Here is a 16,662-nt window from a genome sequence, read left to right on the forward strand (position 1 = left end):
CCGCACCACATCGAGGAGTCCGGATGACCGTCCTGGAGCCGGCCGCCGCGCAGTTCGCCGCCGCGACCGCCAACCCGCCGTACCTGTTCGACCTCGGCCCGGTCGAGGGCCGCAAGGCCGTGGACGAAGTGCAGTCGGGAGACGTGCCCAAGCCCGAGGTCGACGAGGAGTGGGTGACCGTCGGCGAGGTGCCCGTCCGGGTCGTGCGGCCGGCCGGGGCGACCGGCGCGCTGCCCGTCGTCCTCTACGTCCACGGCGCCGGCTGGGTGTTCGGCAACGCCCGCACGCACGACCGGCTGGTGCGCGAGCTGGCCGTCGGCGCCGGCGCGGCCGTGGTGTTCCCCGACTACAGCCTCTCGCCCGAGGCGCGCTACCCCGTGGCGCTGGAGGAGAGCTACTCGGTCGCGCGGTGGGTCGTCGCGGAGGGCGCCTCGCGCGGGCTCGACGCCTCGCGCCTGGCCGTCGCGGGCGACTCGGTCGGCGGCAACATGTCCGCGGCGCTGACGCTGCTGGCCAAGGAGCGCGGCGACGTGGCGTTCAAGCAGCAGGTGCTGTTCTACCCGGTGACCGACGCGTCGTTCGACACGCCGTCGTACCACGAGTTCGCCGAGGGCTACTTCCTGCGGCGCGACGCGATGCAGTGGTTCTGGGACCAGTACACGACCTCCGAGGCCGAGCGCGCCGAGATCACCGCGTCGCCGCTGCGGGCGACGGTGGAGCAGCTGACCGGGCTGCCGCCGGCGCTGGTGATCACCGCCGAGGCCGACGTGCTGCGCGACGAGGGCGAGGCGTACGCGAACAAGCTGCGCGAGGCGGGCGTGCCGGTGACGGCCGTGCGCTACCAGGGCGTGATCCACGACTTCGTGATGCTCAACGCGCTGCGCGAGACCCCGGCCGCCGGTGCCGCGATCGCCCAGGCCGCGGCCGTGCTGAAGGCCGCGCTGGCCTGACGCCTAGGCGTCGCCCCCCGGGGCGGACCTGCGGGACGGCGGGTGCCACACGTCACCCGCCACCAGGTCCCCGAAACCCATCCACACCAGGTTCATGAGCCGGGCGGCGACGACGCCGGCCGGCTCCTGGGGGTTGTCGAGCCACCAGTCGGCCAGCGACTCGCCTGCCCCGACCAGCGCCGCGGCCAGCGACTCGGCCTCCTTGTCGCCCGCCCGCGGCACGTTGGCGAAGTCCGAGGAGTGCACCAGCAGCGCGGCCACGAGGCTGATCGCCCGGCCGCGCATGTCGGCCAGCTCCTCGGCGAACGGCCCGCCCTGCGAGGACGCCTGCCGGTGCAGCACCTGCCAGCTCGCGCGGTTCTCGCCGACGAACCCGAAGAACGCCCGCAACCCGCTCCACAGCTGGACGTCCGGCGGCTCCTCGGCCTCGACGCCGTGCGCGATCGCCTCCATCATCCGGGTCGCCTCGCGGCGGATGCAGGTGGCGAACAGCTCTTCCTTCGAGCCCAGGTAGGCGTACAGCATGGGCTTGGAGATACCCGCGACCTCGGAGATCTCGTCCATGGACGCGGCGTGGAAGCCCAGGCGCGAGAAGACGTCCACCGCGGCGTCCATGATCTGGCGCTCGCGGACCGCGCGTGGCAGCCTCTTGGCCCGACCGGCACGGACCGGTTGCTCTGCGTGCATCGCACCCCCTGGATGGCTGGGACAAGATTACTCCGGGCCCCTTGCCGCCTTACCTACTCGCCAGTAGGCTTACCTGCCAGTAGGTAGCGGAGGTGCCACACATGACCATCGACCTCACCACCGAGGCGATCGCGAAGCTCGACCCGCGGGAGCTGATCTCGACGCTCCGGCGGGTCGACCCGGGCGACCCCGCGCTCAAGGACGTCGACATCGACGTCATCGCGCGCGGCATCGACCCCAAGAAGCTCGGCAGGGACGAGTTCGCCGACCTGCTGGACGCGCTCGGCGCGCTGGCCGACGGCGGCGCGGACCTCGACCTGGCGAAGATGGACGCGCAGAACTTCGCGCGCATCATCTCCCGCGCGTCCAAGGACCAGGTCGAGGCCGTCACGGCGCGGCCGGGCCTGCGCGAGCGCGTGCTGGACGAGGTGTTCCGGCGCATGGAGGTCCACTTCCGCAGCGAACGCGCGGGCGCGACGCGCGCCGTCGTGCACTTCCGGCTGACCGGCGGGTTCGACGGCGACGACCTGTACGAGGTCGTCATCGAGGACGCCGCGTGCGCGATCGGCAAGGGCGCGACCCGTGACCCCAGGGCCGTCGTCACGTTGGGACCGGTGGAGTTCCTGAAGCTCGCGACCGGCAACGCGTCCGCCCCGGTGCTGTTCATGACCGGGAAGCTGAAGGTCAAGGGCGACCTGGGCTTCGCGGCCGGGTTCATGACCTTGTTCGACATCCCGAAGGCGTGAGGGGACCATGGGCGGTTTTTCGCTGGAGCTGAACGAGGACCAGGTCGACCTGCGCGAGTGGGTGCACGGCTTCGCGAAGGACGTGATCCGGCCCGCGGCGGCGGAGTGGGACGAGCGCGAGGAGACGCCGTGGCCGGTGATCCAGGAGGCCGCCAAGATCGGCCTCTACGGGTTCGAGTCGCTGGCGACCTGGTTCGCCGACCCGGTCGGCCTGTCGCTGCCGATCGCCACGGAGGAGCTGTTCTGGGGTGACGCCGGCATCGCGCTGGCGCTGATGGGCACCGGGCTGGCGGCGGCGGGCATCTTCGCGTCCGGCGAGCCCGAGCAGCTCGCCGAATGGGTGCCCGAGTGCTTCGGCACGGAGGACGAGCCGAAGCTGGCGGCGTTCTGCGCGTCCGAGCCGCAGGCGGGTTCCGACGTCGCCGGGTACCGGACGCGGGCGGTGTACGACGAGGCGACCGACGAGTGGGTGCTCAACGGGCAGAAGGCGTGGGCGACCAACGGGGGCATCGCCAACGTCCACGTCGTGACCGCCGTCGTCGACCCGGCGCTGGGCGCGCGCGGCCAGGCGGGCTTCGTCGTGCCGCCGGGCACGCGCGGGCTGTCGTCGCCGGGGAAGATCCGCAAGCACGGGATGCGCGCGTCGCACACGGCGGACGTGTTCCTGGACGACGTGCGGGTGCCCGGGCGGTGCTTGCTGGGAGGCAGGGAGCGGCTGGAGGCGCGGCTCGCGCGGGCCCGGGAGGGTCAGCGGGCCGGTGGCCAGGCCGCCATGGCGACCTTCGAGACGACCCGGCCGACCGTGGGCGCGATGGCGGTGGGCGTGGCGCGCGCGGCGTACGAGTACGCGCTGGAGTACGCGAAGGACCGCGAGGCGTTCGGCCGCAAGATCATCGAGAACCAGTCGATCGCGTTCGACCTGGCGAACATGAAGATGGAGATCGACGCGGCCCGGCTGCTGGTGTGGCGGGCGGCCTGGATGGGCCGCAACCAAGTCCCGTTCACGGCGGGCGAGGGTTCGATGTCGAAGCTCAAGGCGGGCGAGGTGTCCGTGTGGGCGACCGAGCGGGCGATCCACATCCTGGGTGGGGCGGGGTACACGCGCGAGCACCCGGTGGAGCGCATGCACCGCGACGCCAAGATCTTCACCATCTTCGAGGGGACGTCGGAGATCCAGCGGTTGGTGGTGGCACGGGCCATTTCCGGCATGCACATCAAGTGAGGTGATCTTCCCGGGCCCTCCTCAGGCCGCCCGGGAAGCGGACGGGGTCTTCGGGACGCGGAAGACCCCGTCCACTGCGATGTCACAGTCGGCGAAGGGGAGTCGTCCTGTTCGTACAACCGCGAACGAACAGGGAGAGACCGTGGAAGCTCGATTGGACGTCCTCCGCGACGCCGTGTCGGCCAAGGTGGTGAAGCACCTCGTCGCCGCCAACACGGCGGTGCACCAGTCGGCCCTGCCCGTGGCCACGCAGGAGCTCGTCAAGATCCGCGCCAGCCAGGTCAACGGCTGCGGGTACTGCGTGGACATGCACACGAAGGACGCGGCCGCCGCCGGGGAGACGCAGGTTCGGCTCAACCTCGTCGCCGCCTGGCGGGAGGCCACCGTGTTCACCGAGGCCGAGCGGGCGGCGTTGGAGTTGGCCGAGGCCGGGACGCGGCTCGCGGACTCGGCCGGGGTGCCCGACGAGGTGTGGGCGAAGGCGGCCGAGCACTACGACAAGGAGCAGCTCGCCGCGCTCGTCGGAGCCATCGCCGTCATCAACGCCTTCAACCGGGTGAACGTGATCGTGCGCAAGCCCGCCGGGGACTACCGGCCCGGCCAGTTCGGCTGAACGGGTGACCGCCGCGGGTTAGGCTCGGCGCATGGCGGGGGTGTTGCAGTGCGTCGTGCTCGACTGCCCGGAACCCCGGGCGCTGGCCGCGTTCTACCAGCGGCTCCTCGGCGGCGAGGTGGACCGGCCCGACCGGCGGTGGTCGGTGGACGAGGACTGGTCCACGCTGCACGCCGGGGGCGTGGTGCTCGCGTTCCAGCGGGCCGTCGAGTACGTGCCGCCGGAGTGGCCCGACCCGCGCAAGCCCCAGCAGTTCCACCTGGACATCGGCGTCGGGGACCTCGGCTCGGCCAAGGCCGAGGCCCTCGACGCGGGCGGAACGCTGCTCGACGACTCCCACGAGGTCTGGTGGGTGTTCGCCGACCCCGCCGGCCACCCGTTCTGCCTCGTCCGGGAGTGACCGTCAGCGGCCCGCTTCGACCAGCCACGCCCGTTCGGCGGTGGTGTCGGGGATCTGCGCCTCCCAGCCGTTGACCTTCGCGATCAGCTGCCAGTAGCGCTCGGCCCTCGGATCGCCGAACTCCTCCATGCGGCGCGACAGCTCCGGGCCCACTCCGGGGACGTCCAGCGTGGACGCCCACCGCTCGTTGATCCGGGCCACGATCGCCACCGCCTCGGGCGAGCGCGGGTCGACGCCCGCGTCCAGCGCCGCCCGGGCCTGCGCGAACGCGTGCTGGAACGCCTCCACCTGCGCCGGCGTGCTCGGCGACAGGTCCGCGCCCTCGGCCCGCAGCTCCTCGTGCCGCCGCGACATCCGCCGGATCGACGCCCGGAAGTCCGGGTCGCGCACCAGGTCCACCAGCTCGATCCACGCCTCCAGCTGCTCGGGCGACGGGTCGTCGGGCAGCTCCACCCGGACCGACCTCATCCGCTGCTCGAAGGCCGGGTCCAGGTCGAACCCGCCGAACACCTCCTCGAAGAAGTCGTCCAGGATCGCCTGCCGCTCCTCCTCCGACAGCCGCGCCAACTCGTGCACCATCTCCACCTCCCCGTTCCGCGCCACGACCCGCAGCACGGCCCGGCGCAACCGGAGCGTGCGCAACTGCGCGTCGATGGCTTCCGCGTGCGTCCGCGCCACCTCGGCGACGGACACCTCCCGCGCGAGCACCCGCTGCGCCGTGGGCAGGTCCACGCCCAGGTCGCGCAGGGTCCGCAGGAGCTTGAGCCGCGCCAACCCGTCGACGTCGTAGGTGCGGAACCCGCCCGCCGTGCGCCCCGCCACGGGGATCACGCCGGAGTCGGAGTAGAACCGGATCGTCCGCGTGGACAGCCCGGTCAGCCGCGCCAGTTCGCCGATCGAGTAGTGCGTCACGGGGACCACCTTGGACTTTCCAGCCACTGGAACTTCCAGCGATTAAAACGCGGAACGGGCCGGCGCCCGGGTGGGCGCCGGCCCGTTCCGGGCGGATCGGTCGATCAGTAGGTCATCGCCACGCCGGGGTCGGCCAGGAGCGCGCCGACGTCGGCCAGGAACCGCGAGCCCTGCTGGCCGTCGACCACGCGGTGGTCGAAGCTGAGCGCCAGTTGGCACACCTTGCGCGGCACGACCTGGCCGTCCACCACCCAGGGCATGTCCCGGATCGCGCCCAGGGCGAGGATGGCCGACTCGCCCGGGTTGATGATCGGGGTGCCCGTGTCGACGCCGAAGACGCCGACGTTGGTGATGGTGATCGTGCCGCCCAGCATGTCCGCGGGCGACGTCTTGCCGTCGCGGGCCGTGGTGGCCAGCTCGTCCAGGGCCGCGGCCAGCTCGCGCAGCGACATCCGGTCGGCGTCGCGGACCTTGGGCACCACGAGGCCGCGGGGGGTCGCGGCGGCGATGCCCAGGTGGACGTAGTCCTTGTAGACGATCTCCTGCGCCGCCTCGTCCCACGTCGCGTTGACGTCGGGCGTGCGGCGGGCGGCCAGGACGACCGCCTTGGCGGCGAACGCCAGCGGCGTGAGCTTGACGTCGCGGAACTCCGGGGCGTTCTTCAGGCGCGCCCGCAGCTCCATCATCGGCGTCACGTCGACGGTCAGGAACTCCGTGACGTGCGGCGCGGTGAACGCGCTGTCCACCATCGCCTGCGCGGTCGCCCTGCGGACGCCCTTGATCGGCACGCGCCGCTCCCGCGACCCGGTGTCGACCGCGGCCGGCGCGGCGGTCACCGGGGACGCCACGGCCCGCTCGACGTCCTCCCGGGTGATCACGCCGCCCGGGCCGGAGCCCGCCAGCGCGGTCAGGTCGACGCCCAGGTCCTTGGCCAGCTTGCGCACCGGCGGCTTGGCCAGCGGCACGTAGCCGCCCGCCGGGGTCGCCACCGGTTCGGCGACCACCGGCGCGGGAGCCGGAGGCGCGGGGGCCGGCGCGACGGGAGCCGGCGCGACAGGAGCCGGGGCGGCGGCGACGGGCGCGGGAGGGGCGGGCGCGACGGGTGCGTCCTTGCGCGGGCGGCGCTTCGCCGAGCCCGCCCGCGGTCCGTAGCCGACCAGCGTGGCGATCCGGCCGCCCGGCATCTCCTCGCCGATCTTGCCGTTCGACGAGGCCGCCGCCGCGGGCGCGGGCGCCGGCGCCGACCCGGACGGGTCCACGTCGATGGTGATGATCGGGACGCCGACCTCGACCGTCTGACCGACCTCGACCAGCAGCTCGGTCACCACGCCGTCCCACGGGCACGGCAGCTCGACGGCGGCCTTGGCGGTCTCGATCTCGACGAACACCTGGTTGACCTTCACCGCGTCACCCGGCTTGACGTGCCAGGTGAGGATCTCGGCCTCGGTCAACCCCTCCGCCGTGTCGGGCAGGGGGAACTGCTTGTACTGCGGCACGGCTATCCCCTTACCAGGCCAGCGAGCGGTCGACGGCGTGCAGCACCCGGTCGAGGTCGGGGAGGAACTCCTCCTCCAGCTTCGACGGCGGGTACGGGGTGTCGAACCCGGTCACCCGCAGCACCGGCGCCTGCAGGGAGTAGAAGCACTCCTGCTGCACCTTGGCCGCGATCTCGCTGGAGATGGAGGACTCGCTCGGCGCCTCGGTGACCACGACGAGCCGACCCGTGCGCCGCACCGACTCGTACACGGGCGCGAGGTCGAGCGGGGACAGCGAGCGGAGGTCGATGACCTCCAGCGAACGCCCCTCCTCCTCGGCCGCCGCGGCGGCGTCCAGCGACGTGCGCACCATCGGCCCGTACGTCACGAGCGTGACGTCGCGGCCGGCGCGCAGCGTGCGGGAGGCGAACAGCGGTCCGGGCGCGGCGGTCGTGTCGACCTCGCCCTTCTCGTAGTAGCGCCGCTTCGGCTCGAAGAACAGCACCGGGTCGTCGCAGTCGACGGCCTGCTGGATCATCCAGTAGGCGTCGGCCGGGTTCGAGCACGCGACGACCTTGAGGCCGGCGGTGTGCGCGAAGTACGACTCGGGCGACTCGGAGTGGTGCTCGACCGCGCCGATGCCGCCGCCGAACGGCACCCGGATCACCATGGGCACCTTGATCCGGCCCTGGGTGCGGAAGTGCAGCTTGGCGACCTGCGACACGATCTGGTCGAAGCCGGGGAAGATGAAGCCGTCGAACTGGATCTCGCACACCGGGCGGTAGCCGCGGATCGCGAGGCCGACGGCCGTGCCGATGATGCCGGACTCCGCCAGCGGGGTGTCCAGCACGCGCTGCTCGCCGAAGTCCTTCTGCAGGCCGTCGGTGATCCGGAAGACGCCGCCGAGCTTGCCGACGTCCTCGCCCATCACGATGACCTTCGGGTTGGCCTCCATCGACGCGCGCAGGCCGTTGTTCAGCGCCTTGGCGATGGTCAGCGTCTGCACGGCGGGTGCGCCGGTGCCGTCGGCCGCGGAGCGGCGGTCCATGGTCGGAGCGGCCATCAGTGCTCACCTCCGGCGAACCCGGCGTGGTAGGCCAGGAACTCGTCGCGTTGCGCCTCCAGGACGGGGTTGCCCTCGGCGTAGACCTCGCTGAAGATCCGCCCGGCGGGCGGGTCGGGCAGGGAGACGCAGTAGTCGCGCAGCTCGATCGCGATCTGCTCGGCCTCGGCCTCGATCGACTCGAAGAACGCCTGGTCCGCCCACTGCTGCTTGACCAGGTGCACCTTGACCCGCTCGATCGGGTCCTTGAGCTTCCACAGCTCCAGCTCGTCGGACAGCCGGTAGCGCGACGGGTCGTCGGACGTGGTGTGCGCGTCCATCCGGTAGGTGAACGCCTCGATCAGGATCGGGCCGTTGCCCTGGCGGCACTCCTCCAGCGCCCAGCGGGTGACCGCGAGGGTGGCCAGCACGTCGTTGCCGTCGACCCGGATGCCGGGGAAGCCGTAGCCGCGCGCCCGCTGGTACAGCGGCAGGCGGGACTGGCGCTCGGTCGGCTCGGAGATGGCCCACTGGTTGTTCTGGCAGAAGAACACCAGCGGCGCGTCGTAGACCGCGGCCCACACGAAGCCCTCGTGCACGTCGCCCTGGCTGGTCGCGCCGTCGCCGAAGAAGCAGATGGTGGCCTCGCCGTCGGCGTCGCCGACCTTGCCGTCGAACTTCTGCCCCATGGCGTACCCGGCGGCGTTGAGCACCTGGTTGCCGATGACGATCGTGTACGGGTGGAAGCGGTGCTCCACCGGGTCCCACGTGCCGTTGTCGGTGCCGCGGAAGATGCCGAGCAGGTCGGTCGGCTTGACCCCGCGCGTCCACGCGATGCCGTGCTCGCGGTAGCTGGGGAACGCCATGTCCTGCGGTCGCAGCGCCCGGCCCGCGCCGATCTGCGCGGCCTCCTGGCCGAGCAGCGGCACCCAGATGCCCAGCTCGCCCTTGCGCTGCAGCGCGTTGGCCTCGCGGTCGACCCGGCGGACCAGGACCATGTCGCGGTACAGCCCGCGCAGCTCCTCGGCCGTGATGTCGATGTCGAAGTCCGGGTGCTGGACGCGCTCGCCCTCGGGGGTGAGCAGCTGCACCAGGTCGGCGCCGCCCTCGTCTGTCGCTCGCAAGCCTGCGATCACCTGTTCCGCCGTCGGTCTGGCAGCAGTGGCCGGCGCGGCATCCGGCCCTGGGTGGGTCCACTTCTCGGGGGACGACATGCGCCTTGTCTCCTCGTCTACGAGGCCGCCCGGTCGCTTGTGGCGACCGTGCGCGGCTGCACCGCCAGTCGCCGCCACCCCCGGGGTGTGGGGGTCGGGCAACCGTCGGCGCTGACGGTGTTCTCATCCACATCCTGACATGGCGTCACCCGAGATGGTGAGCCCCGTCCCACTTCGTAATCTCCGACGCACCCTCCTGACGTGCGGTAACGGTTGGACGGCCAATCTTCGGCAGTCCGAGTAGCGTGTTCGCATGCCGAACGGCCGTGTCCCGGTTACCGTTCGTTAACCACGGTCCGTGGGGTTTCCGACACGCAAGGTCGACCGGAACGGCCCACGTCGGCCGGTCCGCGGTGGATGGACGACCGACCTTCGGCCTCCCGGGCCATTTCCACCACGCGAAACCCGCGATCGGCACCCGCGCCGTGACAGGATCGGGGCGTGGACCGTTCAGCACTGACCCGTACCGTTCGCGGGCTCTGGGACGACGACATCCTCCCGAGCCTGTCCGCCTTGGTCGCGGTGCCCGCGATCTCCCCGATCTTCGACCCCGCGTGGGCCGAGCACGGCCACCTGGCCGCCGCGGTCGAGCACGTGCGCGCCTGGCTCGCCGACCGCGACCTGCCCGGCGCGACCGTCGAGGTCGTCCAGCTGCCCGACCGGACGCCGCTGCTGCTGGTCGACGTGCCCGCGACCGCGCCGACGTCGGACACCGTCCTGCTGTACGGCCACCTCGACAAGCAGCCGCCGGTCGGCGGCTGGTCCGAGGGGCTGGGCCCGTGGACGCCGGTGGTCCGCGACGGGCGGCTCTACGGGCGGGGCGCGGCGGACGACGGCTACTCGGGCTACGCGGCGATCGCCGCGATCGAGGGCGTGCGGCGGTCCGGCGGCGCGCACTCGCGGTGCGTCGTGCTGCTGGAGACCGGCGAGGAGTCCGGCAGCCCCGACCTGCCCGCCTACGTCGAGCACCTGAGGTCGCGGCTGGGCGAGGTGTCGCTGGTCGTGTGCCTCGACTCGGGCGGCAACGACTACGACCGCATGTGGCTGACCACCTCGCTGCGCGGGTTGGCGCAGGTCACGATGACCGTGCGGGTGCTGGGCAGCGGCCTGCACTCGGGCATGGCGAGCGGGATCGTGCCGTCGTCGTTCCGGATCGCCCGGCAGCTCCTCGACCGGCTGGAGGACTCCGCGACCGGCGAGGTGCTGGTGCGCGAGATGCACGTCGACATCCCGGAGCACCGGGTGGCCGAGGTGCGCGACGCGGTGGCCAGCGTGCCCGGCGTGGTGGTCGGCAGCGTGCCGTGGGCCGGGGGCACCCGCCCGGTGGTCGAGGACGAGGTGGAGCTCTCGCTCAACGCCGGGTGGCGGCCGACGCTGTCGGTCACCGGCGCGTCGGGGCTGCCCGAGCCGGACGACGCGGGCAACGTGCTGCGGCCGTACACCACGCTCGTGCTCAGCTTCCGGCTGCCGCCGACGGCCGACTCGAAGGCCGCCATCGAAGCCGTGAAGCGGACGTTGACGACCGACGTGCCCTACGGCGCTTCGGTGGAGCTGTCGCGCGTGGAGTCCGCGGACGGCTGGAACGCCCCGGAGCTGGCGCCGTGGCTGCGCGAGACGCTCGACGACGTCGGCGAGGAGGTGTTCGACGCGCCCTGGCGCACGGTGGCGCTGGGCGGCTCGATCCCGTTCATGGGCCTGCTGCACCGGGCGTACCCGCAGGCGCAGTTCCTGGTCACGGGCGCGGTCGGGCCCGACTCGAACTGCCACGTGCCCGACGAGTGGCTGCACCTGGGCCACGCGGCCCGGGTCACCGAGGCGGTCGCGGTCGTGCTGGACGCGCACGCGCGCCGCTGAGTCGCCGACCGGACCGTTCGACCGGGGGACCCCTGCGTCCATCCGGGTGCTGCCCGACGGCGGCCGTTCCGCCGTTCGGCAGCACCCGGTGAACGCCGTTCAGACCACCGGGCGAGCCTCGCCCGACACAGGGCCGACCTGTGACCCGAACCCACCGGTAACCGGTTTACTGAACCGATGCCGCACACTGGCCGAGTGACCGATCACAGCCGGCAAGCCGAGCGGACGCGGTTGGCGGAGTCCGACTCCCCCACCGCACCCTGGCGGCTCTGGGGCCCCTACCTGGCCGGACGGCAGTGGGGGACCGTGCGCGAGGACTACTCGGCGGGTGGCGACGCCTGGACGTCCTTCCCGTTCGACCACGCCCGCTCGCGCGCCTACCGCTGGGGCGAGGACGGCATCGCCGGCATCTGCGACGTGCACGGCTTCCTCAACCTGGCCGTCGCGCTGTGGAACGGCCGCGACCCGTTCCTCAAGGAGCGCTACTTCGGCCTCACCAACAACGAGGGCAACCACGGCGAGGACGTCAAAGAGCACTGGTGGGTCACCGACGGCACGCCGACGCACTCGTGGATGCAGGTCGTCTACCGGTACCCGCAGTGCCGGTTCCCCTACGCCGAGCTGCGCGAGATGGCCGGGCGCGCCGGCCGCAACGAGCGCGAGCCGGAGCTGTCCGACACCGGCGCGCTGGACGAGAACCGCTTCTTCGACGTCCGGGTCACCTACGCCAAGGCCGGCCCGCGGGACATCTGCGTCGAGCTGACCGCGACCAACCACGGCCCGGAGGCCGCGCCGCTGCACCTGCTGCCCCAGTTCTGGTTCCGCAACACGTGGGCGTGGGGTCGCGACGACCGCAGGCCGGTCCTCCGCGCCTGCACCCGGGACGGCTGGCGGCGGATCACCGCCGAGCACGGCGCGCTGGGCCGCTACACGCTGCACGTCGAGGGTTCGCCGACGCTGCTGGTCACCGACAACGAGACCAACGAGGTCGAGCTGTTCGGCACCCAGCGCAACCCGACCCGCCACACCAAGGACGGCATCGACCGCTACGTCGTCGGCCGGGACACGACGGCGTGCCAGGTCGTCGGCCCGGACGACACCAGCGAGCCGGGCACGAAGGTCGCCGCCTGGTACTCGTTCGACCCGGTCGAGCCGGGCGAGTCGGTGACCGTGCGGCTGCGGCTGGTGGAGGGCGACGGGCACCTCGACGCGTTCGGCCCGAGCTTCGCCGACACGCTGGACCAGCGCCACGCGGAGGCCGACGAGTTCCACCGCACCGACCTGGACCCCAAGCGCGCGGCCGTGGTCAGGCGGGCGCTCGCGGGCCTGATGTGGACCAAGCAGCACTACCGCTTCCGCACCGCGGAGTGGCTCGACGGCGACCCGGCGCAGCCCGCCGCGCCGACCTCGCGCAAGGACATGCGCGCCCGCAACGCGCACTGGCGGCACTTCGACGTGGCCGACGTCATCTCCATGCCGGACGAGTGGGAGTACCCCTGGTTCGCCGCGTGGGACCTCGCGTTCCACACCGTGCCGTTCGCCAAGGTCGACCCGGCGTTCGCCAAGGAGCAGCTCCTCCTGCTGTGCCGGGAGTGGCTCATGCACCCGAACGGGCAGCTGCCCGCCTACGAGTGGGAGTTCGGCGACGTCAACCCGCCGGTGCACGCGTGGGCGGCGTTGCAGGTCTACCGGTCCGAGGAGGTCAAGGACCGCCGGTTCCTGGCCAAGGTCTTCCACAAGCTGCTGCTGAACTTCTCCTGGTGGGTCAACCGCAAGGACGCCGACGGCAGCTACCTGTTCGAGGGCGGCTTCCTCGGCATGGACAACATCGGCCCGGTGAACCGGTCGGAGCCGATGCTTGGCCAGTGGCGGCTGGAGCAGTCCGACGCCACGTCGTGGATGGCGGCCTACAGCCTGCACCTCATGCAGATCGCGCTGGAGCTGGCGCGGCACGACGAGTCGTACGAGGACGTGGCCACGAAGTTCGTGGAGCACTTCCTGAGCATCGCCGAGGCGTCCACGCAGTTCGGCTCGGGCGGGCGCGGCATCTGGGACGAGACCGACGGCTTCTGCTACGACGTGGTGTCGCGGCGGCTGCCCGACGGGCGCGTCGAGTCGCAGCCGGTGCGGGTGCGCTCGATGGTGGGGCTGATCCCGGTGCTGGCGTGCGCGGTGCTGGAGCCGTGGGTGTTCGAGGAGCTGCCCGACTTCGCGCGGCGGCTGGAGCACCTGCTGGCCAAGCGGCCGGAGCTGCAGCAGTTCCTCAGCCGCAGCGGCGGCGGCGCGCTGCTGAGCCTGCTGGACGAGCGCAAGCTGCGGCGGGTGCTGAGCCGGATGCTGGACGAGGGCGAGTTCCTCTCGCCGCACGGCATCCGCAGCCTGTCCGCCGCGCACCGGGAGGGCCTGGAGGTGCAGGTCGCCGACCAGGAGCACCGGATGGGCTACGAGCCGGGCGAGTCGCGCACGCCGATGTTCGGCGGCAACTCGAACTGGCGCGGCCCAGTGTGGTTCCCGACGAACGCGCTGCTCGTGGAGGCCCTGCGGACGATCGAGGAGTTCCACGACGGTCGGTTCCACGTGGAACTTCCCACCCGCAGCCGGCGGCAGGTGACGGCGGGGCAGGCGGCGGACGAGCTGGTCAGGCGGCTGGTGTCGCTGTTCCTGCCCGACCACGACGGGCGGCGGCCCGCGGACGGCAAGCGGATCGAGGCGACCGACTCGCCCCTGTGGCGGGAGCACGTCACCTTCAGCGAGTACTTCGACGGCGACACCGGCGAGGGCCTGGGCGCGACCCACCAGACCGGGTGGACGGCGCTGGTCGCCAGCCTGTTGACGGATCGTCGCCAAACGGGCGCTCTCGGTGAATCAATTGTGTGAGTAAGACCAAACGTCTGAATGATTTGCGGCTTTCGGACGCGTGTGACGCAAGATTCATGCACATTCGCGTGCTGTAACAAGCACGTGCTGTCCACCCCGTCACCCAAGTGGCAGTATGCCGGACACTCGACCGACACAGTTACGAGGAGTGACGCCGTGGCCCGTCGTACCAGGCACGCTGCGCTCGCCCTGTTCCCCGTGCTCGCCCTGGCGGCCACGATGACGGCGTGCGCGACCAAGGTCAACACCGGCTCGCAGGACAACGGGTCCGGTATCTCCCTGGTCCAGAGCGGCAAGCTGGTCACCTGCACCCACCTGTCCTACAAGCCCTTCCAGTTCTCGGAGGGCGACAAGACGGTCGGCTTCGACGTCGACCTGGTCGACCTGGTGGCCAAGGAACTGGGCGTCACGCAGGAGATCTTCGACACCCCGTTCGAGACCATCACCTCCGGCGAGGTCTTCAACACCGGCAAGTGCGACCTCGCGGCCGCCGGCATGACCATCACCGACGAGCGCAAGCAGGTCATCGACTTCTCCGAGCCGTACTTCGACGCCTCGCAGGCGCTGCTGGTCAAGAAGGACTCCGGGGTCAAGGCCCTGGAGGACCTCAAGGGCAAGAAGATCGGCGTGCAGCTCGAGACCACCGGCGAGAAGTACGCCAACGACAACGCCGCGAAGTTCGGCTACACCGTGGTCCAGTTCGAGGACCTGCCGCTGATGGAGACCGCCGTGCGCACCGGCGCGGTGGACGCGGCCATCAACGACAACGGCGTGCTCTACGACTACGCCAAGGAATTCCCCGACACCCAGGTCACCAAGGAGTTCGACACGGGTGAGAGCTACGGCATCGGCCTGAAGAAGGGCAACAGCGCCCTGAAGACGAAGGTCGACGACGTGCTCAAGAAGGCGAAGGACGGCGGCGAGTACGACAAGATCTACGAGAAGTGGTTCGGCAAGAAGCCGGAGTCGAAGTAAGCGGCTGACCGCGGGGCCGGTGCTGCCACAGCACCGGCCCCGCGCCTTGTCCACCCCACCCACGAGGTAACCCACATGGCACTCTCCAAGCGACAACGGGCCAAGGCGTTCCGCGTCAGCCAGTACGTCCTGCTCGTCGTGGTGGTCGCCGTCCTGGCGGTCGTCGCCGACTGGAGCGAGATCCAGCGCAGCTTCTTCAACCTCGACATCGCCGCGGAGATGTTCCCCGGCGTGATCACGGTGGCGTTGAAGAACACCCTCGCCTACACGGCGCTCGGCTTCGCGTTCGGCCTGGTCCTGGGGCTGGTCCTGGCGCTGATGAAGCTGTCCCCGGTCGCGCCGTACCGGTGGCTGGCCACCGTCTACATCGAGTTCTTCCGGGGCGTCCCGGCGCTGCTGGTGTTCATCGCGCTGAGCTTCGGCGTGCCGCTCGCGTTCCAGATCCAGTTCGACATCTACTCGACGGTGATGCTCGCCCTGGGCATCGTCGGCGCCGCCTACATGGCCGAGACGATCCGCGCGGGCATCCAGGCGGTGCCCAAGGGCCAGATCGAGGCCGCCCGGTCCCTGGGCATGTCGTCGGGCCGCACGCTGGTGACCGTGGTGATCCCGCAGGCGTTCCGGATCATCCTGCCGCCGCTGACCAACGAGCTGATCCTGCTCACCAAGGACTCGTCGCTGATCTACATCATCGGCCTGGCGCGCGACCAGTACGAGCTGACCAAGTTCGGCCGGGAGACGCTGAGCCGGTCGCCGTCGCTGACCCCGATCCTGGTGGTCGGCCTGTGCTACCTGCTGATCACCCTGCCGCTGGGCCACCTGTCGCGGTACCTGGAGCGGCGCACGGGCGGCAAGAAGATCAGCACGCCGGAATCGACCGGGTTGGGGGTGTCGGCATGAGCGACGTGGCGGTCGAGATCACCGGCCTGAAGAAGTCGTTCGGCTCGCTGGAGGTGCTCAAGGGCATCGACGTGCGGGTCGAGCGCGGTGACGTGGTGTGCGTCATCGGGCCGTCCGGCTCGGGCAAGTCCACGCTGCTGCGCTGCGTGAACCTGCTGGAGGAGCCGTCCGGCGGCCGGATCGTGGTCAACGGCGTCGAGCTGACCGACCCGGACGTGGACATCGACGCCGCCCGCACGAAGATCGGCATGGTGTTCCAGTCGTTCAACCTGTTCTCGCACCTGAGCGTGTTGAACAACCTCACCGTGGCGCAGCGCAAGGTGCTCAAGCGCGACGCGAAGCAGGCGCAGGAGGTGGCGCTGCGCAACCTGGAGCGGGTCGGGCTGTCGGAGAAGGTCAACGCCATGCCCGGCCAGCTCTCCGGCGGCCAGCAGCAGCGCGTGGCGATCGCCAGGGCGCTGTCGATGGACCCGGAGGTGATGCTGTTCGACGAGCCGACCTCGGCGCTGGACCCGGAGCTGGTCGGCGACGTGCTCGGCGTCATGCGGCAGCTCGCCGACGAGGGCATGACCATGCTCGTCGTGACGCACGAGATGCAGTTCGCCCGCGAGGTGGCCGACCGGGTGCTGTTCATGGACGGCGGCCACGTGGTCGAGGAGGGCCCGGCCGAGCAGGTCATCGGCGCGCCGCGGCACGAGCGCACGCAGTCGTTCCTGGCGCGCGTGCTCGACCCGACGCACCAGGGGCCGCGCGACTCCTGATCCCCGGTGCGGATCGCTTGCCAAGGTGGCGGCG

At 71.4% G+C, this 16,662-nt stretch carries 15 protein-coding genes; 10 read left to right on the forward strand and 5 right to left on the reverse strand.

Features of this window, described 5'->3' with window-relative positions:
- Positions 1-23: 23 nt before the first annotated feature.
- Entirely contained in the window at positions 24-950 is a 927-nt protein-coding gene (locus tag ACIGNX_RS15010) for an alpha/beta hydrolase (protein WP_396540212.1), read from the forward strand.
- Between the two features lie 3 nt (positions 951-953).
- On the opposite strand, the gene ACIGNX_RS15015 is transcribed toward ACIGNX_RS15010, so the two are convergent.
- Complete coding sequence (locus ACIGNX_RS15015; RefSeq protein WP_396540214.1) at positions 954-1,637, reverse strand: TetR/AcrR family transcriptional regulator; 684 nt, start codon at positions 1,635-1,637, stop codon at positions 954-956.
- A 101-nt stretch (positions 1,638-1,738) separates the two neighbouring features.
- On the opposite strand from ACIGNX_RS15015, the gene ACIGNX_RS15020 reads away from it, so the two are divergent.
- From ACIGNX_RS15020 to ACIGNX_RS15035, 4 genes are all read left to right on the forward strand, one after another.
- Positions 1,739-2,383 carry an SCP2 sterol-binding domain-containing protein gene (locus ACIGNX_RS15020; RefSeq protein ID WP_396540216.1) on the forward strand — a complete coding sequence of 215 codons (645 nt, stop codon included), beginning with the start codon at positions 1,739-1,741 and terminating at the stop codon, positions 2,381-2,383.
- 7 nt (positions 2,384-2,390) lie between these two features.
- Positions 2,391-3,605 carry an acyl-CoA dehydrogenase family protein gene (locus tag ACIGNX_RS15025; protein ID WP_396540218.1) on the forward strand — a complete coding sequence of 405 codons (1,215 nt, stop codon included), beginning with the start codon at positions 2,391-2,393 and terminating at the stop codon, positions 3,603-3,605.
- Between the two features lie 142 nt (positions 3,606-3,747).
- Complete coding sequence (locus tag ACIGNX_RS15030) at positions 3,748-4,218, forward strand: carboxymuconolactone decarboxylase family protein (RefSeq protein ID WP_396540220.1); 471 nt, start codon at positions 3,748-3,750, stop codon at positions 4,216-4,218.
- 31 nt (positions 4,219-4,249) lie between these two features.
- Positions 4,250-4,618 carry a VOC family protein gene (locus ACIGNX_RS15035; RefSeq protein WP_396540222.1) on the forward strand — a complete coding sequence of 123 codons (369 nt, stop codon included), beginning with the start codon at positions 4,250-4,252 and terminating at the stop codon, positions 4,616-4,618.
- A gap of 3 nt (positions 4,619-4,621) precedes the next feature.
- Here ACIGNX_RS15035 and ACIGNX_RS15040 read toward each other — a convergent pair whose 3' ends face one another.
- The 4 genes from ACIGNX_RS15040 to pdhA all read right to left on the reverse strand — a co-directional run bounded on the left by ACIGNX_RS15040 (position 4,622) and on the right by pdhA (position 9,261).
- The gene (locus ACIGNX_RS15040; RefSeq protein WP_396540224.1) at positions 4,622-5,530 is read right to left on the reverse strand and encodes a MerR family transcriptional regulator; all 909 of its coding nucleotides are present in this window, start codon (positions 5,528-5,530) and stop codon (positions 4,622-4,624) included.
- Between the two features lie 104 nt (positions 5,531-5,634).
- Positions 5,635-7,026, reverse strand: a complete 1,392-nt coding sequence (locus tag ACIGNX_RS15045; protein WP_396540226.1) for a dihydrolipoamide acetyltransferase family protein — start codon at positions 7,024-7,026, stop codon at positions 5,635-5,637.
- Between the two features lie 10 nt (positions 7,027-7,036).
- Positions 7,037-8,068 carry an alpha-ketoacid dehydrogenase subunit beta gene (locus ACIGNX_RS15050; RefSeq protein WP_396540228.1) on the reverse strand — a complete coding sequence of 344 codons (1,032 nt, stop codon included), beginning with the start codon at positions 8,066-8,068 and terminating at the stop codon, positions 7,037-7,039.
- A complete protein-coding gene (pdhA, locus tag ACIGNX_RS15055) occupies positions 8,068-9,261 on the reverse strand; it encodes a pyruvate dehydrogenase (acetyl-transferring) E1 component subunit alpha (protein WP_396540230.1) in 1,194 nt (397 codons plus the stop codon). Before pdhA ends, ACIGNX_RS15050 begins: the two co-directional genes overlap by 1 nt.
- A gap of 441 nt (positions 9,262-9,702) precedes the next feature.
- Here pdhA and ACIGNX_RS15060 point away from each other — a divergent pair, with 441 nt between their 5' ends.
- The 5 genes from ACIGNX_RS15060 (at position 9,703) to ACIGNX_RS15080 (ending at position 16,628) form a co-directional block, all read left to right on the forward strand.
- Positions 9,703-11,115, forward strand: coding sequence for a M20/M25/M40 family metallo-hydrolase (locus ACIGNX_RS15060; RefSeq protein WP_396540232.1), 1,413 nt, complete (start codon positions 9,703-9,705; stop codon positions 11,113-11,115).
- Between the two features lie 195 nt (positions 11,116-11,310).
- Positions 11,311-13,992, forward strand: a complete 2,682-nt coding sequence (locus ACIGNX_RS15065) for an MGH1-like glycoside hydrolase domain-containing protein (protein ID WP_396540234.1) — start codon at positions 11,311-11,313, stop codon at positions 13,990-13,992.
- 156 nt (positions 13,993-14,148) lie between these two features.
- On the forward strand, positions 14,149-14,967 hold the full coding sequence (locus ACIGNX_RS15070; protein ID WP_396540236.1) for a transporter substrate-binding domain-containing protein: 819 nt from the start codon (positions 14,149-14,151) through the stop codon (positions 14,965-14,967).
- A gap of 75 nt (positions 14,968-15,042) precedes the next feature.
- Positions 15,043-15,867, forward strand: coding sequence for an amino acid ABC transporter permease (locus ACIGNX_RS15075; RefSeq protein ID WP_396540238.1), 825 nt, complete (start codon positions 15,043-15,045; stop codon positions 15,865-15,867).
- On the forward strand, positions 15,864-16,628 hold the full coding sequence (locus tag ACIGNX_RS15080) for an amino acid ABC transporter ATP-binding protein (protein WP_396540240.1): 765 nt from the start codon (positions 15,864-15,866) through the stop codon (positions 16,626-16,628). The genes ACIGNX_RS15075 and ACIGNX_RS15080 overlap by 4 nt, the downstream gene beginning before the upstream one ends.
- Positions 16,629-16,662: the final 34 nt, after the last annotated feature.

The sequence above is a fragment of the Actinosynnema sp. NPDC053489 genome, from assembly GCF_044544865.1.
In the GTDB taxonomy this organism is placed as follows: Bacteria; Actinomycetota; Actinomycetes; order Mycobacteriales; family Pseudonocardiaceae; genus Actinosynnema.